The organism is Streptantibioticus rubrisoli (assembly GCF_024436055.1).
In the GTDB taxonomy this organism is placed as follows: Bacteria; Actinomycetota; Actinomycetes; order Streptomycetales; family Streptomycetaceae; genus Streptantibioticus_A; species Streptantibioticus_A rubrisoli.
In genome coordinates this window covers 1-20,951 of record NZ_JANFNH010000017.1, presented here as the reverse complement: position 1 = coordinate 20,951, position 20,951 = coordinate 1, and the positions used below count along the sequence as shown (strand labels likewise).

General features: G+C 71.1%; 19 protein-coding genes and 2 tRNA genes. 3 read left to right on the top strand and 18 right to left on the bottom strand.

The annotated features are described in order from the left end of the window. Nucleotides 1-195: 195 nt before the first annotated feature. Together NON19_RS16350 and NON19_RS16345 are read right to left on the bottom strand one after the other, a co-directional pair. Nucleotides 196-2,139, bottom strand: a complete 1,944-nt coding sequence (locus NON19_RS16350; protein ID WP_255928734.1) for a S53 family peptidase — start codon at nt 2,137-2,139, stop codon at nt 196-198. A 1,074-nt stretch (nt 2,140-3,213) separates the two neighbouring features. Then, a tRNA-Ala gene (locus tag NON19_RS16345) sits at nt 3,214-3,286 on the bottom strand. 235 nt (nt 3,287-3,521) lie between these two features. On the opposite strand from NON19_RS16345, the gene NON19_RS16340 reads away from it, so the two are divergent. Then, nucleotides 3,522-4,880: a glycosyltransferase 87 family protein gene (locus tag NON19_RS16340; protein WP_255928732.1), complete on the top strand. Its 1,359-nt coding sequence runs from the start codon at nt 3,522-3,524 to the stop codon at nt 4,878-4,880. Here the strand turns inward: NON19_RS16340 and NON19_RS16335 are convergent. Beyond that, nucleotides 4,825-6,345, bottom strand: a complete 1,521-nt coding sequence (locus NON19_RS16335) for an MFS transporter (RefSeq protein ID WP_255928730.1) — start codon at nt 6,343-6,345, stop codon at nt 4,825-4,827. The genes NON19_RS16340 and NON19_RS16335 overlap by 56 nt on opposite strands. A 102-nt stretch (nt 6,346-6,447) precedes the next feature. Here NON19_RS16335 and NON19_RS16330 point away from each other — a divergent pair, with 102 nt between their 5' ends. Continuing rightward, the gene (locus NON19_RS16330; protein WP_255928728.1) at nt 6,448-7,386 is read left to right on the top strand and encodes a helix-turn-helix transcriptional regulator; all 939 of its coding nucleotides are present in this window, start codon (nt 6,448-6,450) and stop codon (nt 7,384-7,386) included. A gap of 145 nt (nt 7,387-7,531) precedes the next feature. Here NON19_RS16330 and NON19_RS16325 read toward each other — a convergent pair. From NON19_RS16325 to NON19_RS16295, 7 genes are all read right to left on the bottom strand, one after another. Continuing rightward, a tRNA-Ala gene (locus NON19_RS16325) sits at nt 7,532-7,604 on the bottom strand. Nucleotides 7,605-7,680: 76 nt separating this feature from the next. Next, nucleotides 7,681-8,370 carry a histidine phosphatase family protein gene (locus tag NON19_RS16320; RefSeq protein ID WP_255928726.1) on the bottom strand — a complete coding sequence of 230 codons (690 nt, stop codon included), beginning with the start codon at nt 8,368-8,370 and terminating at the stop codon, nt 7,681-7,683. A 20-nt stretch (nt 8,371-8,390) separates the two neighbouring features. Further along, nucleotides 8,391-8,825 carry a ribosome silencing factor gene (gene rsfS / locus NON19_RS16315; protein ID WP_255928725.1) on the bottom strand — a complete coding sequence of 145 codons (435 nt, stop codon included), beginning with the start codon at nt 8,823-8,825 and terminating at the stop codon, nt 8,391-8,393. Nucleotides 8,826-8,914: 89 nt separating this feature from the next. Then, the gene (locus NON19_RS33700) at nt 8,915-10,543 is read right to left on the bottom strand and encodes an LCP family protein (RefSeq protein WP_372514158.1); all 1,629 of its coding nucleotides are present in this window, start codon (nt 10,541-10,543) and stop codon (nt 8,915-8,917) included. A gap of 42 nt (nt 10,544-10,585) precedes the next feature. Continuing rightward, complete coding sequence (nadD, locus tag NON19_RS16305) at nt 10,586-11,236, bottom strand: nicotinate-nucleotide adenylyltransferase (RefSeq protein WP_255928724.1); 651 nt, start codon at nt 11,234-11,236, stop codon at nt 10,586-10,588. Nucleotides 11,237-11,279: 43 nt separating this feature from the next. Further along, nucleotides 11,280-11,426, bottom strand: coding sequence for a hypothetical protein (locus tag NON19_RS16300; RefSeq protein WP_255928723.1), 147 nt, complete (start codon nt 11,424-11,426; stop codon nt 11,280-11,282). A gap of 196 nt (nt 11,427-11,622) precedes the next feature. Further along, a complete protein-coding gene (locus tag NON19_RS16295; RefSeq protein ID WP_255928722.1) occupies nt 11,623-11,763 on the bottom strand; it encodes a hypothetical protein in 141 nt (46 codons plus the stop codon). A gap of 91 nt (nt 11,764-11,854) precedes the next feature. Between NON19_RS16295 and NON19_RS16290 the strand changes: the two genes are divergently transcribed. Beyond that, on the top strand, nt 11,855-12,898 hold the full coding sequence (locus tag NON19_RS16290) for a M48 family metallopeptidase (RefSeq protein ID WP_255928721.1): 1,044 nt from the start codon (nt 11,855-11,857) through the stop codon (nt 12,896-12,898). On the opposite strand, the gene NON19_RS16285 is transcribed toward NON19_RS16290, so the two are convergent. The 8 genes from NON19_RS16285 to rplU all read right to left on the bottom strand — a co-directional run bounded on the left by NON19_RS16285 (nt 12,870) and on the right by rplU (nt 20,309). Continuing rightward, nucleotides 12,870-13,928 (bottom strand): SCO2583 family membrane protein, encoded by a 1,059-nt coding sequence (locus NON19_RS16285; RefSeq protein ID WP_255928720.1) that lies wholly within the window; start codon nt 13,926-13,928, stop codon nt 12,870-12,872. The genes NON19_RS16290 and NON19_RS16285 overlap by 29 nt on opposite strands. Nucleotides 13,929-14,036: 108 nt before the next feature. Further along, nucleotides 14,037-14,555, bottom strand: a complete 519-nt coding sequence (locus NON19_RS16280; RefSeq protein ID WP_255928719.1) for an SCO2584 family spore wall biosynthesis protein — start codon at nt 14,553-14,555, stop codon at nt 14,037-14,039. Between the two features lie 91 nt (nt 14,556-14,646). Beyond that, entirely contained in the window at nt 14,647-15,906 is a 1,260-nt protein-coding gene (locus NON19_RS16275; protein ID WP_255928718.1) for a glutamate-5-semialdehyde dehydrogenase, read from the bottom strand. Nucleotides 15,907-16,160: 254 nt separating this feature from the next. Further along, on the bottom strand, nt 16,161-16,661 hold the full coding sequence (locus tag NON19_RS16270) for a DUF8830 family protein (RefSeq protein WP_372514157.1): 501 nt from the start codon (nt 16,659-16,661) through the stop codon (nt 16,161-16,163). Nucleotides 16,662-16,904: 243 nt separating this feature from the next. Next, entirely contained in the window at nt 16,905-18,038 is a 1,134-nt protein-coding gene (gene proB / locus NON19_RS16265) for a glutamate 5-kinase (protein WP_372514156.1), read from the bottom strand. A 108-nt stretch (nt 18,039-18,146) separates the two neighbouring features. Further along, complete coding sequence (gene obgE / locus NON19_RS16260; protein ID WP_255928717.1) at nt 18,147-19,580, bottom strand: GTPase ObgE; 1,434 nt, start codon at nt 19,578-19,580, stop codon at nt 18,147-18,149. A 139-nt stretch (nt 19,581-19,719) separates the two neighbouring features. Next, entirely contained in the window at nt 19,720-19,974 is a 255-nt protein-coding gene (rpmA, locus tag NON19_RS16255; protein WP_255928716.1) for a 50S ribosomal protein L27, read from the bottom strand. A 14-nt stretch (nt 19,975-19,988) separates the two neighbouring features. After that, nucleotides 19,989-20,309, bottom strand: a complete 321-nt coding sequence (rplU, locus tag NON19_RS16250) for a 50S ribosomal protein L21 (protein ID WP_255928715.1) — start codon at nt 20,307-20,309, stop codon at nt 19,989-19,991. Between the last annotated feature and the right edge of the window lie 642 nt (nt 20,310-20,951).

Here is a 20,951-nt window from a genome sequence, read left to right as displayed (position 1 = left end):
CCGTGGACCGGCCTGGTCCGGAAACGAAAAAACCCCTCGCACAGGAGGGGTCGCCGCACTGACTGGTTCCTCGTCAGCGCGGCTGGATAAGCAGAAGGCGTACGGCACGCATGGGCTCAGGGTACCCCAGCGCGGGAAGGGCCCGCACCGGGATAGCCGGTGCGGGCCCTACGCCGTGTGCCTGTGCGCTGTCGCTCAGTGGCGCGGACGGTACGAGAGCACGTAGTTCGCGCCGGGGCTGCCGACGCCGGTGACGTTGTCGTAGCCGATCGTCGCGTTCAGCGAGCTGTCGTGGCCCAGGGTGCGCAGCGAGACGTTGTAGCCGCCCTTGGCGTCGAAGCCGTTCTTGAAGTCGACGCGCACATCGGCGAGGGACTGGCCCTGGCCGAGCGGGTGGTCGGTCACGTCGTGGTACGCCGAGGTGCCGAACCGGTCGTAGATGGCCGGGTTGGCGAAGCCGATCGGCACACCGCCGCGGGCCTGCTGGGCGAGGGCCTGGATCGCGGAGATCACCGGCGCGGCGAGCGAGGTGCCGCCGATGCGGTACTCGCTGTACCGCACGGACTTGTCGGGGAAGGTCTGCGACTGGCCGACCAGGAAGCCGGTGGTCGGGTCGGCGACCGCCGCGATGTCCGGCACCACGCGCTGCGCGGGGGCACCGTTCTGCTTGCTCAGCGCGTCCGGGACGACGCCGCGCTGGTAGAACGGCTGCGCAACGAGCTTGCTGGTGCCGCCACCGGCGCCGTAGAGGTAGTCACCGGGCAGCGAGGACCAGTTCTTGCCGTCCGCGGAGAGCGTGGCCTTGGTGGTGCCCCAGCCGGTCTCCCACTGGTACTTGTCACCCTTGCCGACGGCCAGCGAGGTGCCGCCGACCGCGGTCACCCAGGCGGAGTTGGCCGGGGTGTCGATCTGCTTGGTGCCGGTGTTGGCGAGCTCGTCACCGTTGTCACCGGAGGAGAAGTAGAAGCCGATGCCCTCGACCGCGCCCTGCTGGAAGATCTGGTCGTAGGCGGCGGCCACGTCCGGGGTCTCGTTCGCCTCGACGTCGCTCCAGGAGTTGGAGACGATGTCGGCGAGGCGGTTGTCGACCACCTTGTTCAGGCTGTCCATCAGGTCGGGGTCGTTGCACGAGGCGGCGCCCACGTAGACGATGTTGGCGCCAGGGGCGACCGCGTGCACCGCCTCCACGTCCAGCGTCTCCTCGCCGTACCAACCGGCGGCCTTGCAGGAGTCGATGTTGTTGTAGGCGCTCGGCAGCACCTGGGTGAACTGGCCCGCCTTGTAGGCCGCGTCACCGTTGCGCTTGGCGTACTCGGACGCGTCCTTGGCGATGTACGGCGAGGCGAACGCGTCGGTGATGGCGACGGTCACGCCCTTGCCGGTGTAGCCCTTGGCGCCGTAGGCGGCACGCAGCTGCTTGCCGGTGTAGCCCTTGACGACGTAGGGCGCCGAACCGCCGTACGCCTTGGGCAGGTTCTTGGCGACGTTGGAGCCGTAGTACGTGGAGAACGGACCGGCCTGCCGGGCGACGGCCTCCGGCGGGGGCAGCTCGTCGTGCTGGGACTGCTTGGGAGCGTTGTCCAGACCGGTGATGGTGAGCACCGCGCCGTGCAGCGAGGCCGGTACGGAGGCGGCCTGGGCAGGGGCGTGGTAGAGGTGGCCGTCCTTGGAGTAGTTGCGCAGCTCCGTGTTGAAGGCCTTCTCCACCGCGGCCTTGTCGCCGCTCACCGCGATGTAGTGCTGGTTGGAACCGGTCACCGTCAGGCCCGAGCTCTTCAGCCAGGCGGTGACCTCGGCTATCTGCTGCTTGGTCGCGCCGAAACGATCCTGCACCTGCTTCGGCGTCAGGTACTTGCCGTAGGAGGGCGACGAGGGGTCGGAGACCGCCTGTGCGTAGGCGGCCAGCCCCTGGGCGTCCTTACCGGCCAGGTAGACACGGGCGTTGACGCTGGTCGAACCAGCGGCGGTGCCGTGGTCAGCGCGCGGCGTCGCCCACAGCGGCTTGGTGTTGGTCAGCACCTGCCGGTTGCTGGAGTCGGCCTGGGCGGTGGGCACACCGAGCGCCAGAGCGCCGGCCACCAGCGGCAGCGTGGCTGCCACCGCAAGACCGGCGCGCGTTCTGGGACGGGCAAGCTTCATGAAACCCCCAAAGAGACACGAATGGTCGCGGCATGCTCGCGTGACCCGGAGCGCGTTCACCGAATAGCGGTGATCCGCATGCCGTAGGGCCAAACTCTGTCGCTGATCTGTTCACGTCAGGGGAATGATTGGGTCAAGAAATGCCCAAGTGGGTGTAACGGCCGGGAAGTTGTCACGCCCTGTTGACATGCGACGGAGGCAAGACCGGAAGGCTGGACTCCGTACGGCAGTTGACAGGGTTCCCCGGTTCGGGGGGCGCGCACAAGACCAGCGCACCCGGCGCTGGGCGCCTCGCCGGGAGAGCCGCGATGCACTGTCGATCGGCTGCGGCGCCATCGCGGCTGGTCGCGCCCACGCGGCGGAGCCGCACATGAACACAGCCCCTCGCCCCTTTGAGGGCGCCGCGAACCGCAGCGGACTTCGCCTGAGTTGCTTCGTAGCGCGGAGTGGCGGCCGACCGCCTTCGGACAACTCCTCGGCAGTCGGGGGGAGTTCGGCCGCAGTCCGGTCGGCTCGCCCAGGCGGTGGACCTCCATGGTGGCCGCCATGCCGCCCGCACTCCCCGCTGAGCGCGGTTCGACTGGTCACCTCGCCAGGGGTGGCCGCGCCACGGGTTGCCGGAGGTGGCCGCGTCACGGGCCCTTGCCGCGGCCGTGGCACGAGGCACCGGCCCGGACCCGGCCGGGCGACGGGCACCGCCGGTCCACTTGACGCGCGTTCGCGCTGCTGGCGGCGGCCACGGTCGGGCCACCCGGGGCGCTCGCGGCGCGAGGGCGCCCGGTGCGCTGGCGGGTGTGGGTATCCGGCGTGGCGCACGGCCTGAAGTCGGGGCGCCCGGCAGCGGGTTGGGCGCTACCCGATGTGCCCGGTGACGGCGGGCGCGCCCCGGCGCGGCGTACCGGCCCGCGGGCGCCGTGCAGCACACGAGGCGCCGACCGACCGGCGACCGGCTGTGACGCCCGTCACCCACTCCCACCGCGGTGCGCCCGAAGCGCGGCCAAACCGTACGGAAACGGAAACGACGAGGGCGACCCGCCCCGCGCTACTCGCGGTTCCAGGTCGCCCTCGTACTCGTGGAGCTAAGGGGAATTGAACCCCTGACCTCTTGCATGCCATGCAAGCGCTCTACCAACTGAGCTATAGCCCCAGGTCCTGCTCTCCGCCGGGACCCCCCGGCGACTGAGTAAACATTACACGGTGCGGGGGGCGTTTCGCCAAATCGGCCGAGTGGGCGCCCGCATGCCTTTCGGGGCACACGGGAGGACCGCGCTCTGCTGCGCAAACCCCGCAGAAGGTACTGTCGGGCTTCCGCGCCGCCCGATCGACGACCCGGCCCGCCGGACCGGGCCGAGCCAAGCCCCCGGACCCCAGGAGCCACCACCGTGACCGCGACGCAGCCGATCAGCGACCCGCGTACCGGCGCGGTCAGGGACCTCATAGCGCGACGCCCGAACACATTGGCCGCACTGGCCTGTCTGGCGTCGTTCACCTGCTTCTGGATCGCGCAGCGCGCCGCGCACGTCTCCATGATCGACCTCATGGTGTACCGGGCCGAGGGCTGGACCATGCGGACCGGTCACGACCTGTACGCGATGGTGGCCACCGAGGCGAAGCTGCCGAACACCTATCCGCCGTTCGCCGCGATCCTCTTCGCGCCGCTGAGCTGGCTCGGTGTCCCGGCGATGCGGACCGCGGCCACACTGGCCAACCTCGGGCTGCTGGTGGCGGTGGTCCATCTGTCGCTGCGGCTGGTCGGCAGGCCGCACCGGGTGCCGCGCGCGGCGGCGACGCTCGCCGTCAGCGCGCTGGCGGTGTGGTGCGAGCCGGTGTGGACGACACTGCGGTACGGGCAGATCAACCTGCTGCTGGCGGTGCTGGTGCTGTGGGACCTGACCCGTCGCTCCGGCCACCGCTGGGCCGGGGTCGGCATCGGGATCGCCGCCGGGATCAAGCTGACCCCGGCGCTGTTCGGTGTCTTCCTGGCGCTGGTGGGCGCCGCCCAGGGCTGGCGGCGGCTGCGCACCGGCCGCCCGGTGTGGAACCCGGCGCTGCGCCGGGCCACGGTGGCCGCGGCCGCCTTCGTGGGGACGGTGACCGTGGCGGCGGTGGCGCTGCCCAGGGACTCACACGACTTCTGGACCCGGATGGTCTTCGCCGCCAACCGGGTCGGCCATGCCGAGGAGACCGCCAACCAGTCGGTGCGCGGTGTGCTGGCCCGCCTGCTGCACACCCCGGACCCGGGCGGGTCGTGGCTGGTCGCGGCGGCGCTGGTCGGTGTGCTCGGGCTGGCGGTCGCGGTGGCGGCGGCGCTGGCCGGTGACCGGCTGCCGTCCGGGGCGGCCTGGGCGGCCTGCGCGTGCGCGGTGACGGCGCTGCTGGTCAGCCCGGTGTCGTGGTCGCACCACTGGGTGTGGTGCGTCCCGATGGTGCTGCTGCTGGGCTCGGAGGCGCTGCGGCGGCGTGACCCTCGGTGGCGGGCGGGTGCGGCGCTGACCGGGGTGCTGTTCTGCTCCTTCCTGCTGTGGGCGGTGCCGCACACTCCCGGGTGGCGTTTCGAACTGCACCAGAACGCCGGGCAGATGCTGCTGTCCGCGCTCTACCCGCTGATCGGCCTGGCGTTCCTGGCGGTCGCCGCTACCCAGGCGGCGCGGGCGCTACGGACGCGCCGCGAGACGCCTCGCACGGTCATTCCGGCGCAGTCCCGCACGTCCCGGCACGACCAGGCGTACGCCGACCACTGAGCGGCCCGGCGAGCACGCCCAGCAACGCGATCACGGCCAGCGCGGCCGCGGTGAGCCACAGCGCCTGAGCGGAGGCGTGCGCGGTGCCGGGGGTGTAACGGGCGTAGTACGTCAGACGGTTGAGGTAGAGCGTGCCGAGGGTGGCGACGCCCACCAGCTGGCCGAGTTGGGTGACGGTTACCAGCAGCCCGCTGGCGTCGGCCGCGTCCGTCGGCGCCACCCGCTCCAGCGCACGGTTGAGGTTCGGCCCGTACGCCAGCCCCGCACCGAGCCCCGCCGCCGCCATGGCCGGGTAGAGGCACATACCGCCGCTGCCGCCGTCCCGTAGCAGCAGCCCGCACAGGACGCAGGCCGCACCGGCGATGACGAAGCCGAGCGGCACCAGCGCGCCGTGCCAACGCGGCGGAAGCCGCCGCCAGTTGAGGCTCACCGTGCCGAACGCCACCGCGGCGGGGGCGAAGACCAGCCCGGCGTCCAGGGCGTCGCGCCCCAGCCCGGACTGCAGGTGCAGCGCGAAGGCGAACATCAGCCCCGCGTTGAGCGCCATCACCAGCCCGATGCGCACCACGGCGGTCCGCATCCCCGGCGCGCGGAGCACCCGCCCCGAGATCAACGGCGCTCCCCCGCGCCGTGCCAGCCGTGACTCGAACGCGGCGAACACCGCCAGCAGCGCGCCGCTGAGCGCCAAAGACGCCCAGCACCACACCGGCCATCCCTGCTGCTGCCCGAGCACCAGCGGAACGGTGAACAGCGTCACGGCCGCCGCCAGCGTCACCAAGCCCGGTAGGTCCAGGGCGCGTTGCCGCTCCTGGGCCCGCTCACCGTCGCGAGGCATCAGCCGTGGCCCGGCCAGCAGGAGTACGGCGCCGATCGGCACGTTCACCAGGAACACCGGACGCCAGCCGGAGCCGAACAGGTCGGCGCCGACCAGCAGTCCGCCGAGCACCTGGCCCAAGGCGTAGCCGCTGGCCAGCACCGCGGAGAACGCGTTGAGCGCCCGTACCCGCGCCGAACCCGTGAACGTCCGCTGGATCAGACTGAGCACCTGCGGCAGCATCAGCGCCGATCCCGCGCCCTGCACCAGCCGGAAGGCGGTCAACTCCCCGATGCCCGCGGCGAGTCCGCAGGCCAGCGAGGCGGCGGTGAACACCGCAAGACCACCGAGGAACATCCTGCGGTGCCCCAGCAGGTCGCCCAACCGGGCACCGGTGATCAGCAGCACGGCGTAGGTGATGGTGTAGCCCGCGACGACCAGTTGGAGTCCGCCGCCCGAGGCGTGCAGGTCGACGCGGATGGTCGGGGCCGCCACATTGACGATGGAGGCGTCAAGTAGCGCCATGAACTGGCCGGTCAGCACGATCGCCAGCAGCCAGCCGGACCGTGGCGAGCCGCGCCGCCGATGCCCGTGCCGTAGTGGTTCGCGGTCAATCGCGTTGATGGTGGAGGTGGTTGCGGTCTGTGCCATGGCCATGACGGTGCTGGACCGGCGGTACGGGTGGTGAGAGCCCGGTGATGCTGGTACCACCAGCACCTGGCAGGGTGCACGGCGGCACGGCACGATGAGCGCATGGGGGCGATCAACGGCCGCGGTACGACGGCGCACGGCAATCGGCGCACCGAACTGGCCGCATACCTGCGCAGCCGCCGCGCCCGGGTCACCCCACAGGACGTGGGGCTCCCGCCAGGCCCCCGCCGCCGCACCCCCGGGCTGCGCCGCGAGGAGGTCGCCCAGCTCGCCGGGGTGGGGGTGACCTGGTACACGTGGCTGGAGCAGGGCCGCCCGATCAACGCCAGCGTTCAGGTGCTGGACGCGGTGGCGCGGGTGCTGCGGCTGGACGCGACGGAGCGCGAGCATCTGTACCGGCTCGCGGGCGTGCCGTTCGTGCGGGAGGCGGTGGCCGACGCGGACGAGGTGGACCCCGAGGTGCAGGCCATCCTCGACGCCCTCGACCCGCTGGCCGCGGTGGTCTACAACGCCCGCTACGACGTACGGGCCGCCAACACCGCGTACTGCGCCATCTGGCCCGCGACACGGCTGCCGGACCTGAGCGAGCGCAATGTGCTGTGGCGGATGTTCACCGTTCCGCCCTGCTGCCAGAACCTGCGCCACAGCCCGGAGGAGGCGGCCCGGATGGTGGCGCAACTGCGCTCCGCGTACGGCAGGCACCTCGGGGAACCGGCCTGGGAGCACTTCATCGACCGGCTGATCAGGGCGAGCGCCGACTTCGCCCAGCTGTGGGCGAGCGGCGATGTGGCACCACCGGGGCGACGCACCAAGATCGTCGACTACCCCGGGGTGGGCGAGCTGCGGCTGGTGTCCACCTCACTGGCGATCGACGGCATGCCGGAGCACCGCATCGTCGTCTACACGCCGGAGAACGAGGCCACCCGCGCCCGACTGGCCCAACTGCGCGCACTCGGTGATCCGGTGATCGGCTGCCCGCTGCACGGGCGACCGCTCTCCGAGCTGCGGGAGGAACGTGAAAGGGCGGCCCAACGGGCCTGATCTGTCGGGGAGTTCGGGGCGCCGTCCGGGCGGCGGATCCAAGGGCGCGTTCCGGCGGGTTCGCAGGCGAGGTGCGTGCTCGAGTGGGCCCGCCGTTTTCGTGCCGCATAACAGAACGGACCACCCGGAGGTGGTCCGTTGCCCGTGGAGCTAAGGAGAATTGAACTCCTGACCTCTTGCATGCCATGCAAGCGCTCTACCAACTGAGCTATAGCCCCGCTGTTCTCGGCTCGTCTCCTTGCCGGGAACGAGTAGAAGCTTAGCGGGTGACCTGCTGATTCGTGAAATCGGCGGTCACACGTCGTCGCCGAGCACCGGCTGCGGCAGCGTCCCCGCGTTGTGCTCCAGCAGCCGCCAGCCACGGGCGCCGTGGCCGAGCACCGACCAGCAGCAGTTGGACAGACCGCCGAGCGACTCCCAGTGCGCCGGTGGCAGGCCCAGCAGGCGGCCGATGGTGACCCGGATCGCGCCACCGTGGCTGACCACCAGCAGCGTGCCGTCCTCGGGCAGCTTCTCCACCTCGCGCAGCACCACCGGCGCCGCCCGGTCGGCGACCTCGGTCTCCAGCTCGCCGCCGCCGCGCCGCACCGGCTCTCCGCGCTTCCAGGCCAGGTACTGCTCGCCGTACCGCTCCATGATCTCGGTGCTGGTCAGCCCCTGCCAGGCACCCGCGTAGGTCTCCCGCAGCTCCTCGTAGTACGTGGGCTGAAGGCCGGTCACGGCGGACAACTCGGCCGCGGTGGCCGCGGCCCGCCGCAGGTCGGAGGAGATCACCGCGTCCGGCTTGAGCGCGGCGAGCAGCCGCGCCGCCCGGCGCGCCTGGGCGACGCCGGTCTCGGTCAGCGGGATGTCCGTGGAGCCCTGGAAGCGGCGCTCCAGGTTCCAGGAGGTCTGGCCGTGCCGCCACAGCACGACGCGGCGGCCGCGCCCGTTCTTACGGCCGGGCTCCCGCTCGGCCGTACCCTGCTGTGTCCCGCCGTTCACCGGCGGCTGCTCCTGCGCGCTCAGCTCAGCTCTCCGTCCGCCTCGGCGCCGTGCTGCCGGGCGTACTCCGCGACCTTGCCACGGGTCGCCACCGCGTCCTTGGGCAGCTCGATCTCCGGGCAGTCCTTCCACAGCCGCTCCAGCGCGTAGAACACCCGCTCCTCGGCGTGCTGGACGTGCACCACGATGTCGACGTAGTCGAGCAGCACCCAGCGGCCCTCGCGCTCGCCCTCGCGACGCACCGGCTTGGCGCCCAGCTCCTTGTGCAGCCGCTCCTCGACCTCGTCGACGATCGCTTTGACCTGCCGGTCGTTGGGTGCGGAGGCGAGCAGGAACGCGTCCGTGATGGCGAGCACGTCGCTGACGTCGTAGGCGATGATGTCGTGCGCGAGCTTGTCGGCTGCCGCCTGTGCGGCGGTGGTGATCAGCTCGAGGGAGCGGTCCGTGGCGGTCACAAGCCATGCTTTCCGGTCGGGAACGGGTACCCCTCCAGGGTCTCATGCCGCGGTGGCCAGCCCGCCTCCGGTTTTTCGCCCGGCCGCGGTCACCCCTTGTAGTCACCGCCCAGTACCACGGTGATGTCCGCGTTGCCGGTGCCCTGTCCCTTGCTGACCGCGCTGTCCGGCAGGCCCAGGGTCTTGGCCAGCTCCTTGGCGGTCTGCGCCCGGTTGTCGGAGCCGTAGATCACCTGTGACTTCGCCTGCGGCGCCGCGGTGCCGCCGTCCACGTAGCTGTAGCCGGAGTTGACCACCGCGACCTGGGCGGAGGACGCCGCCTTCTTGCTGCCGGTGGCGTCGCGCACGGCGACCCGCGGGATGCCGCTGGTGTCGGTGTTCTTCACGGTGCCGCCGAGTACGTCCTTGACCACGCCGCTGGTGGCCTGCTCGCTGAGGGTGCCGTCCGGCCGCACCGGCAGCGTGGTGGTGCTGTAGTGGCCGGCCTTCTCCTGGTCCGCCAGGTGCGCCAGGGTGGCGCCGAGTTGGGCGTCGGTGAGCGAGGGGTCGGCGATGGCGCCCAGGCTGTCGATGATCTTGGTGGCGGTGGCGGCGTCGCTCGGCAGCTTCATCAGCACCGCCTGCATGACCTGACCGAAGCGGTTGAGCTGCTTGTCCTGCGTCTCACCGGCGCCGCGGTAGCTGGCGTAGGCGACCGCCGCCTGCCCGCTCAGGTCCTGCTGCTGGCCCGCGGTCACCACGGTCTTGCCGTTTGAGGTGATGGTGGCGTCGGTGTCGACGGAGATGCCGCCGACCGCGTCGACCAGGATCTCCAGATAGGGGGTGTCCAGCCGCCAGGTGCCCTGGATGTTGGCGCCCAGCAGGGCGCTCAGCGCGTCCCTGGTGGGTCCCGCGCCCTGGTCCACCACGGACTTGCCCAAGGTGGTGGTGCCGTTGCCGTCGGGGTTCACGGAAAGGGAGTTGGGCAGCAGGACGGTGGTGCCCCTGCCGGTGGTCTCGTTGCCCACCAGCAACGCGGTGGAGCTGTCGTTGCTGTCGACCTGCCGCAGGTGCACCACGATCACGTCGCGCTTCTGGGCGCCGCTGGCCTGGGCGGCGGCGGTGCCCTTGCCGAGCCCCGGCAGCTTTCCGGTCTGCCACAGGTAGCCGACGCCGCCGAGCAGCGCCAGCACCAGCAGCACGGCCAGCACGACCACCCGGGTACGGCCGCGGCGCTTGCGCTCGTCGCGGCGCTCGGTGCGGGACTCGGAGAACTTCAGCCAGTCGATGACGTCTTCGGCCTGTTCGTCCTCGTCCTCGACGAAGGCGAACTGCTCGGTGTGGAACTCCCGGGGCGCCTCCTCGTCACGGCGCGGCGGCTGCTGGGGTTCGGGTTCGGGGGCGCGCGGCGGCTCCTCCTGGCGCGGCTGCGGGACCTGGTAGTGCTGCTCGTCGTAGGACTGCTGCGGGTACGCCGCCGGGTCGTGGTAGCCCGGCTGCTGGTAGGTCTGGTAGCCGTCGTAGCCCTGCTGCGGGTACTCCTGGGGGTACGGCTGCTGGGCGTAGCCCTGCTGCGGGTACTGCTGGTCCGGATACGGGGCATAGGGCTGCTGGCCCTGGTAGTACGCCGGGTCGTAGCCCTGCTGGGCGGGGGCGTACGGGTCGTAGCCCTGCTCGCCCTGCTGCTGGCAGCCGCCCGCGTAGGGGTCCTGGCCGTAGTGCTCCTGGTCGCCGGTCACGGGAACCCCTCCAGATCAGAAAACGAGTACCGCGAGCGATCGCTACCCGGCGTCCCGGTACAGATTCCGCTTGTTGATGTAGCGCACCACTCCGTCGGGCACCAGGTACCAGACCGGTTCGCCCTGCGCCACACGGTCCCTGATCTCGGTGGACGAGATGGCCAGCGCGGGTACCTCGACCAGGGACACCCCGCCGTTGGGGATGCCGGGGTCCGACAGGGTGTGGCCGGGTCTGGTCACGCCGATGAAGTGCGCCATGGAGAAGAGTTCCTGGGCGTCCCGCCAGGAGAAGATCTGGGCCAGGGCGTCGGCGCCGGTGATGAAGAAGAGGTCGACGTCGCCGTACTCGGCGCGCAGGTCCCGCAGGGTGTCGAGGGTATAGGTGCGGCCGCCGCGGTCGATGTCGATGCGGCTCACCGAGAACTGCGGGTTGGACGCGGTGGCGATGACCGTCATCAGGTAGCGGTCCTCGGCCGGGGAGACCCGCTGGTGCTCCTTCTGCCAGGGCTGGCCGGTCGGGACGAAGACGACCTCGTCGAGGTGGAACAGGCTGGCGACCTCGCTCGCCGCCACCAGGTGGCCGTGGTGGATGGGATCGAAGGTCCCACCCATCACACCGAGTCGTTTCTTCACTGGCCCGGCCCCTCCGTCAGCGGTCGCGGAGGGGCGCGCGGGCACTGCCTGCTCTCCCATGCGAGCACACCCTACTTGGCCCCTGGGGAAGCGCTGACCCGGATCAGCGGTCCCGGTTGAAGCGCGTGGTGATCCACAGCAGGAGCAGCAGGATGAACAGCGCGCCGCCACCGGTGAGGTACGGGCTCAGGCTCTCGTGGTTGCCGCCTTCGGCGAGCTGCGTCAGAGCTGCTGGGATGTTTGCGGTCATGGTCGGCGGGACCCCTTGCGGTCGAGGATGCGGTCGAGTCGCGGTGAGCCGCCGGGCGGGCGAACCGGCCCGGAAACTCGTGCCACATGGTACGTGCGGGGCGTGAGGAACCCCACGCAGCCCCCGCGCGTCCTCACTGTGTACGCGATCTACGTACCCGCGGCGGCAGCCGACCGCGGGACCGAGTAACCGACCGTCAGTCCTTGTTCCCGTAACCGCGCAACAGGAACCACGCGAGGAAGACCACGCCGACGACCGCGACGACGATGACGATGGGCAGGAGCTCGCTGGAGACCGGTGCCCCATCGGCGAGGTGGTTCAGTGCGGCGTTCTGCATGCCTCTCAGCGTAGTCCTGTCGGTGCCGGGCCCTATCGTGGGGTGTGTCAGGGGGACGAGCACGAAACGGCTAGCAGGGGATTGAGGCCCAATGACCGTGCCGAACGAATCGAACGACCAGGTGCCGAGCCGTAACCGCACCCGTTTCCCGGGGATCTCGTCCCGTGCCTACGAGCATCCGGCCGACCGCTCCGCGCTGGTGGCGCTGCGCAAGCTCAGCGGTTTCGACACCGTGTTCAAGGCGCTCAGCGGGCTGCTGCCGGAGCGTTCGTTGCGGCTGCTCTTCCTGTCGGACTCGGTACGGGTCAGCGAGCAGCAGTTCCCGCACCTGAACACGATGCTGCGGGACGCCTGCTACATCCTGGACCTGGAGAAGGTCCCGCCGATGTACGTCAACCAGGACCCGCAGCCCAACGCCATGTGCATCGGCCTGGACGAGCCGATCATCGTGGTCACCACCGGTCTGGTGGAGCTGCTGGACGAGGAGGAGATGCGCGCGGTCGTCGGCCACGAGGTGGGGCACGCGCTGTCCGGCCACGCGGTGTACCGCACGATCCTGCTGTTCCTGACCAACCTGGCACTGCGGGTGGCGTGGATCCCGCTGGGCAACATGGCGGTCATGGCGATCGTCACCGCGCTGCGCGAGTGGTTCCGCAAGTCCGAGTTGTCCGCCGACCGGGCCGGACTGCTGGTCGGCCAGGACCTGCAGGCGTCGATGCGCGGGCTGATGAAGCTGGCGGGCGGCAACCACCTGCACGAGATGAACGTGGACGAGTTCCTCAAGCAGGCCGAGGAGTACGAGTCCGGCGGCGACCTGCGGGACTCGGTGCTGAAGATCCTCAACGTGCTGCCGCGCAGCCACCCGTTCACCACGGTGCGGGCGGCCGAGCTGAAGAAGTGGGCGGACAGCCGCGACCACCAGCGGATCATGGACGGCCACTACCCGCGCCGCGAGGACGACAGGGACACCTCGGTGTACGAGTCCTTCAAGGAGTCCGCGAACCACTACGCGGACCACGTGAAGTCCAGCAAGGACCCGCTGATGGGCCTGATCAGCGATATCGCGGCGGGGGCCGGGGACATCGGCGGCAAGCTGCGGGACAAGTTCACCGGCTCGGGCCCGGGACGGTCCTGAGCACTGCGCACACCGAGCTGACCGGCCTGCCGTGGTCATAGGGGTCCACCCCGGTCCCGGCGGGCACGCTCTGCCCGGCCAGTAGCGGCCGGAAGTACCCGGCCGGGTCCCTCCCGCAGGCCAGCGGCCCGGCCTCGACCGCCGCCTGCTCCACCTGCACCTGGCGGTTGCGCAGGTCGGCGCGGTCGAAGTACAGCTTCAGCTGCCGCCGTACGGTGAACAGCGACGCGGCACCCGTGGTGCCGACGGCCCGTACCGCGTAGACCATGGTGTGGTCGGTGTTGACCAGCAGTCCGGCGGGGCCGTCCTCGTTCACCGTCATGCTGCCGCGCACCCGCACCCGCGGGTCGGCGAGGGCGATCCGGGCCGGGTCGAAGCGGACCAGCCAACCGGTGGCGGCGTACTGTCCGTCATCGAGCGGATGGGCCAAACTCCGGTCGAACTGGTCGACTTGACCGGGATCGAGCAGTTCGCGCACCGCGCGTACATCGCCGCCGGTGAGCGCGGCGCGGTCCAGCGCGGAGGCGATCAGGTACCTCCTGGCGGTGGTCAGCGCCCGCAGCACCTCACTCTGCGAGAAGTGGTCGGTTCCGTTGAACTGCGGCAGGGTGACGCCCTTGTCGCCCACCTGGTAGCGCGCCCCGTCCTCGGCGGCGAACAGCCGGTCGGCGGCGGCCACCGGCACCGGTCCCTGCGGGGCCAACGGCACCAGAGTGATCCGCGGCGGGTCGATATCCGTCGCCGTGGCGGGCCGGTACGGGTGGCGTATGCCCAGGTACACGGCGGTACCGAAGGCCAGCGCGATCAGCAGCACCAGGGCCAGCGCCTGCCGCCCGGCGCCCAGCCAGCCGGTCGGCCGCCGGGTGCGCACCGCACCGGCCGTTCCGCCCATACGTTCCTGCGCCGAGAACTCCTGTATGCGGGCAGCCCGGACGAACGACTCGTCGAACACGACGGATCGGTATTCGTCGTCACCACTCCCCGGGACGCCCTCGGGTGTCCCCTCCGGAGGGTCTCCACGCCCGGCCATACAACAAGAGTAGGTCGGTCGTGCGGCAGGTGAACGTCTCGGTACCGGACAAGTTTTGAGCGGACGTCACCCTGGCCGCTCGCTGGGCGTGGCGCGGCTTCGGGTCGCTCAGGGCGACCCGGCGGGCGACGCCACCCGGCCCGGTGGCGGTGCGGTGTCCACCCGGCCGGTCGCGGGCATGGGCGTGGGCTGCCGTCCGCCGCCAGCGGCGCCGCGGTAGACGGCGACGAAGGTCAAGGCGATCACCCCGATGCCCATCACCAGGGCCAGCACCCATGCGACGGTGCGCTGCCAGCGGGTGTGGCCGCGGTAGGCGTGCCGGTGCGGGTGGCCGTAGCGGCCCAGGGGGTCGTGGGCGTCGTCCGCGAAACTGCGGTAGTGGTAGGCGTCGTAGCGGTGCGCCTCCTCGTCGAGGCCGTCGTCGTCGGCCCCGCCGATCCTGGCGCGCGCCGCGTCCGCCTCCGCCCAGGCCTGGGCGGCTGCCAACAACCGCTCGCGCGCGGTGGGTTCATGGAGCGTCGCCGCCCGTACGAAAGCCTCGTCGAACACCACGGATGCGAACTCGTCGTCCGCGCCGCCGTGGTCCTCACCGTCCGGGAACGGCTTGCCGCCCACATCCTCAGACACCCGTCCAGAGTAAGCCCGCGAGGGCCGCTATGGGCAGTCGGAAGTCGAATTCGACAGTGGTGACCGCCACTTCGCGCCAGCGGGCGGACGGTCAGCGGATGTGGCCGTCGCCGGTCACCACGTACTTGGTGGAGGTCAGCTCGGGCAGGCCCATCGGTCCACGGGCGTGCAACTTCTGGGTGGAGATGCCGATTTCGGCACCGAAGCCGAACTGACCGCCGTCGGTGAACCGCGTTGAGGCGTTGACCATCACGGCGGTGGAGTCCACCAGCGACACGAAGCGGCGGGCGGCGGACTGGTCGCGGGTGACGATGGCCTCGGTGTGCCCGGAGGACCACCGGCGGATGTGCGCCACGGCGGCGTCCAGGTCGGGGACCACGGCGGCGGCGATGTCGTACGACAGGTACTCGGTCGCCCAGTCCTCCTCGGTGGCCGCCAGCACGGTGTCGGAGACCCGCTGCCAGGTCTCGTCACCGTGTACGGTCACCCCGGCCTCGGCGAGCGCGGACAGCGCGCGCGGCAGGAAGGCGTCGGCGACGGCGGCGTGCACCAGCACCGTCTCCGCGGCGTTGCACACGCTCGGCCGCGACGCCTTGGCGTTGACCAGGATCCGCACCGCCATGTCGAGATCGGCGTGCTCGTCCACGTACACATGGCAGTTGCCGACCCCGGTCTCGATCACCGGCACCGTGGACTCCTCAACGACCGTCCTGATCAGCGAGGCGCCACCGCGCGGAATGAGCACGTCCACCAGACCGCGGGCGCGCATCAGCTCCTTGACCGAGTCACGGCTCTCACCGGGCACCAACTGCACGGCGTCGGCGGGCAGTCCGGCCGCCTCGACGGCGTCCCGCAGCACCGCCACCAGCGCGGTGTTGGAGGCGTACGCGGACGACGAGCCGCGCAGCAGCACCGCGTTGCCCGACTTCAGGCAGAGCACGGCGGCGTCCACGGTGACGTTGGGCCGGGCCTCGTAGATGATGCCGACCACACCGAGCGGAACCCGGATCTGGCGCAGTTCCAGGCCGTTGGGCAGCGTCGAGCCGCGCAGCACCTCGCCGACCGGGTCCGGCAGCGCGACCACCTTGGTCACGTCCGCGGCGATGGCCTCGATCCGCTCCGGGGTGAGGGTGAGCCGGTCGATGATCGCCTCGCTGGTGCCGTTGGCGCGCGCCTTGGCGATGTCGTCGGCGTTGGCGGCGACGATCTCCTCGGTGCGGGCGCGCAGCGCGTCGGCGATCGCGAGCAGCGCACCGTCGCGTACGGTCCGCGGCAGCGGCGCGAGCACGGCGGCGGCCGCCTTCGCGCGGCGGGCGGTCTCAAGTACGGGTGAGGTTGCGCTACTGGTCATGGGGGAAGCCTACTGACCTGCGGCGCCCTCGCGACCACGATTCCGGCATGCGGGACGGCCCGCGCGCGTCCTCGCACGTCCGTGACGACAGGCAGAGGGTGCGACCGCGTCTGCGGCGATGTGCCGTCGATCGTCTACAGCCCCGTTGTGGCTGGTCGCGCCCACGCGGCGGAGCCGCACATGAACACAGCCCCGCACCCCTTCGGGGCGCTACCTGACCGCACCTGCTTTGGCGCCCGGCGGCGAGCGACACGTCAGAACGGATGCACGCCCACCGGAGCGGCGGGTGGCGGGCCGTAGCCCTCCGCGACGCGCTGGTGGTACGTCTCGCGGTCTATGACCTCAAGGCCGACGATCTCCCACGGCGGCAGCTTGGCCGTGGCGCGGTGCTCGCCCCACAGCCGCAGCGCGATGGCCGCGGCGTCGTGCAGGTCGCGCGCCTCCTCCCAGTAGCGGATCTCCGCGTGGGTGGTGGCGTAGCGGCTGGTCAGTAGGAAGGGGTGGTCATGGGCGAGCTGCTCCAGCGCCCGTCTGACCTCCGCGAGTGGCGCCTCGTCTCCCGAGACGCTGAGCGTGACATGCCACAGTCGCGAGGCATCTCGCTCCCGGTTGTGCGATTCCGGCCCCGGATCCTGCCCTGGACGGTCCGTCTGTATGCCCTCGACGCTGGTCAGGGTTCGTTCCTCCCCCACCGCACTTCGTGCGTGGGAGGGGCCCCCACCTCGGGGCAGCGCCCCTGGGCGCCCTCGTCTCACCGGCGGCCTCCTGTATGCGTTCTCCGCCTTGGGGTCAGCGGGTCGTGGTGCGATGGTCGTTGGCTGGGGGTGTGCGGACGTTGAAGTTTGGAGTTTCCTGTGTGGAAACGCTCCCCGCATCAAAGTTGACCAGTCCCGGGCCGACCGCGGGGCGGTTTTCCCCAAGAAGCCCTCGTTGGTTGTCCAGCCGCGAACCGGCCGGGGTCGGTCACCTTCCCCCGCCCAGCGGGCCCCACACCACCCTCAGCGCAGTACGACGAGGTCGTCGCGGTGTACCACCTCGCGCTCGTACGCCGGACCGAACTCCGCGGCCAGCTCCCGGGTGGAGCGGCCGAGCAGCCTCGGCAGCTCCTTGGCGTCGAAGTTGACCAGGCCGCGGGCGACCGCCCGCCCGGTCTCGTCCACCAGGTCCACCGGGTCGCCCGCCGCGAAGTGGCCCTCGACCCCGATCAGCCCAGCCGGCAGCAGCGATGTGCGCCGCTCCACCACGGCCCTGACCGCTCCGGCGTCCAGCCGCAGCGCGCCGCGCGGGCTGGAGGCGTGCGCCAGCCACAGCAGCCGGTCCGCTGAGCGCTTGCCGGTGCGGTGGAACAGGGTGCCGGTCGGCCGCCCGGCCAGCGCGTCCGCGGCGTGCGTCGCCGAGGTGAGCACCACCGGGACACCGGCCGCCGCCGCGATACCGGCCGCCTCCACCTTGGTCACCATGCCGCCGGTGCCCACCCCGGCCTTGCCCGCGCTGCCGATCGACACCCCGTCCAGGTCCCGCGGCCCGGCCACCTCGTCGATCCGCCGGGCACCCGGGGTGCGCGGGTCCCCGTCGTACAGCCCGTCCACGTCGGAGAGCAGCACCAGCAGATCGGCGTGGACCAGATGGGCGACCAGCGCGGCCAGTCGGTCGTTGTCGCCGAACCGGATCTCGTCGGTGGCCACCGTGTCGTTCTCGTTGACGATCGGCAGCGCGCCCATCGCCAGCAGCTTGTCCAGCGTGCGGTAGGCGTTGCGGTAGTGCGCCCGGCGGCTGACGTCGTCGGTGGTCAGCAGCACCTGGCCGACCCGGATTCCGTACCGTGCGAACGAGGCGGTGTAGCGGGCGACCAGCAGTCCCTGGCCGACGCTGGCGGCGGCCTGCTGGCGGGCCAGGTCACGGGGGCGTTTGGCCAACCCGAGCGGGGCGAGCCCGGCGGCGATCGCGCCCGAGGAGACCAGCACGATCTCCTTGGCGTCCCGGGACTTGGCCAGCACGTCCACCAGCGCGTCCACCCGGTCGGCGTCCAGCCCGCCCGCGGCCGTGGTCAACGAGGACGAACCGACCTTGACGACGACCCTGCGGGCGGCCGTCACATCGTGCCTGAGGCGTTCGTCCTGCTGCCCTACCACCGCGCGTACCCCACAACTTCCTGCTGGTGCCCATCCGCCGTCCGCAATGTACGGGATGCGGCGGAGCGTTCGCCTTCGAGTATCGAGCCGTGGAACGACCACCAACCCCTAGAACGGGTTGAACTCGTCGTACTCGCGCTGCGCGTCGTCGCGTTCGGCCTCACGGTCCTTGCGGCGCTGGGCGGCCGGACGCGGGGCGTCGAAGCGGTGGTCCTCGCCCCGGCGGCCGAGCATCTCGGCACCGGCGGCCAGCGACGGCTCCCAGTCGAAGACGACCGCGTTCTCCTCCGGACCGATCACCACCTCGTCGCCCGCGCGGGCACCGGCCTTGACCAACTCCTCTTCCACACCAAGGCGGTTGAGCCGGTCGGCGAGGTAGCCGACGGCCTCGTCGTTGTTGAAGTCGGTCTGCCGGACCCAGCGCTCCGGCTTCTCGCCGCGCACCCGGTAGAAGCCGTCCTCGGCGGTGACGGTGAAGCCCGCGTCGTCCACCGCCTGCGGGCGGATGACGATCCGGGTCGACTCCTGCACCGGCTTGGCGGCCCGTGCCCTGGCGACGATGTCCGCCAGCGCGAAGGACAGCTCCTTCAGCCCGTGCCGGGAGACCGCGGACACCTCGAAGATCTGGTAGCCGCGGGCCTCCAGATCGGGACGGATCAGGTCGGCGAGGTCCTGGCCGTCCGGGATGTCCACCTTGTTGAGTACGACGATCCGCGGCCGGTCCTCGAGTCCGCCGTACTGCGCCAGTTCGGCCTCGATCACATCGAGGTCGGTGACCGGGTCGCGGTGCGACTCCAGCGTCGCGGTGTCCAGTACGTGCACCAGCACCGAGCAGCGCTCGACGTGCCGCAGGAACTCCAGGCCCAGGCCCTTGCCCTGGCTGGCGCCCGGGATCAGCCCGGGCACGTCGGCGATGGTGTAGACGGTCGAACCGGCCGTCACCACACCGAGGTTGGGCACCAGCGTGGTGAACGGATAGTCGGCGATCTTCGGCTTGGCCGCGGAGAGCACCGAGATCAGCGACGACTTGCCCGCGCTCGGGTAGCCGACCAGCGCCACGTCGGCGACGGTCTTCAGCTCCAGCACGATGTCACGCGCCTGGCCGGGCTCGCCAAGCAGTGCGAAACCGGGCGCCTTGCGGCGCGGGGAGGCCAGCGCGGCGTTGCCCAGGCCGCCACGACCGCCCTGGGCGGCGACGAACGAGGTGCCCTGGCCCACCAGGTCGGCCAGTACGTTGCCCTTGGCATCCAGCACGACCGTGCCGTCCGGGACCGGCAGGACCAGGTCCTTGCCGTCCGCGCCGGAGCGATTGCCGCCCTCACCGGGCTTGCCGTTGGTGGCCTTGCGGTGCGGGGAGTGGTGGTAGTCGATCAGCGTGGTGACGTCGGTGTCGACCACCAGGATCACATCGCCGCCGCGGCCGCCGTTGCCGCCGTCCGGGCCGCCCAGCGGCTTGAACTTCTCCCGGTGTACGGAGGCGCAGCCGTGGCCTCCGTTACCCGCGGCGACATGCAGTTCGACGCGGTCCACGAAGGTGGTCATGGTCTGGGCCTCCTGGAAATGGGGTAGTGCGGTGTGTTGTCGGGGCGGCCCCCCGCGAAACGCGCCGAGGGCGGACCTGCCTCCCGGTGCGGGAAGCGAGGTCCGCCCTCGGTGTGTCGCGTTACGGCAGCTGGTTGGTTCAGCTGGCCGGAACGATGTTCACGACCTTGCGACCACGGCTGGTGCCGAACTCGACCGCACCGGCGGCGAGGGCGAACAGCGTGTCGTCGCCACCACGGCCGACGTTCAGGCCGGGGTGGAAGTGGGTGCCGCGCTGGCGGACCAGGATCTCACCGGCGTTGACGAGCTGACCGCCGAAGCGCTTCACGCCGAGCCGCTGAGCGTTGGAGTCGCGACCGTTCCGGGTGGACGATGCGCCCTTCTTGTGTGCCATCTCTCCTCAGTCCCTTACTTCGCAGCCGTGGGGATGCCGGTGATCTTCACTGCCGTGTACTGCTGGCGGTGACCCTGGCGCCGGCGGTAACCGGTCTTGTTCTTGTACCGCAGGATGTCGATCTTGGCACCCTTGTGGTGGTCCACGACCTCGGCCTGGACCTTCACGCCCGCCAGCACCCACGGGTCGCTGGTGACCGAGTCGCCGTCGACAACGAGCAGGGTCGAGAGCTCGACCGTGTCGCCAACCTTGGCGGTGGAAATCTTGTCAACCTCGACGATGTCACCGACAGCAACCTTGTGCTGGCGGCCACCGCTACGCACGACTGCGTACAACGCGGATCTCACTCTCTCGCTCGAAATGGCACTCCTGACGCCAGCCCGCCCGATTCGCGCTGGGCGTGAATCGGATTTTCGGGCCTCTCCCACCTGCTGCGGGAGGGATTTGCTCAGAAGTGGGCGCAGAAACGCCGAAGGTCAAGGTTACGGGGCGCCCTCCCGGCGGGTCAAACCGGGGCGCCTTCGACACCGTGCGGTGGCCTCCCTGCGGTGGCCTCCCTGCGGGGGCGGTGGTGTGGGGCCGGTGGTGTGGGGCCGGTGGTGTGGAGCCGGTGTGTGGGCCGGTGGTTTGTACGGGGTTGCGGCGGTGGGAGTTCGCCCGGCGGGGTGTGGGTGTGGCGGTGCATGTGCGTCTTGGGCACGGTGGGTGGGGTTAGTGGGGCTTTGCCCGCCCGCCCACCCGATTGCCGGGGATCCAACTCCGGGCGCGCAGCTGGGTCGTGGGCCGGTGGCTTACGCGCTCGCCCGGCAGTGGCTGGGGATTCGGCGGCCAACGACTTCGCCCACGGCCGGGGGTGGGCGGGGGCGGAGAGTGTCAAAAATGGCGGGGTGGGTGGGAAGAATCCCACCCACCCCGCCGCGATGTTACGACGCGACGCCGGTCGGGGCGGTAGCCGCCGTCGTGGCCGCGGTGTTCTT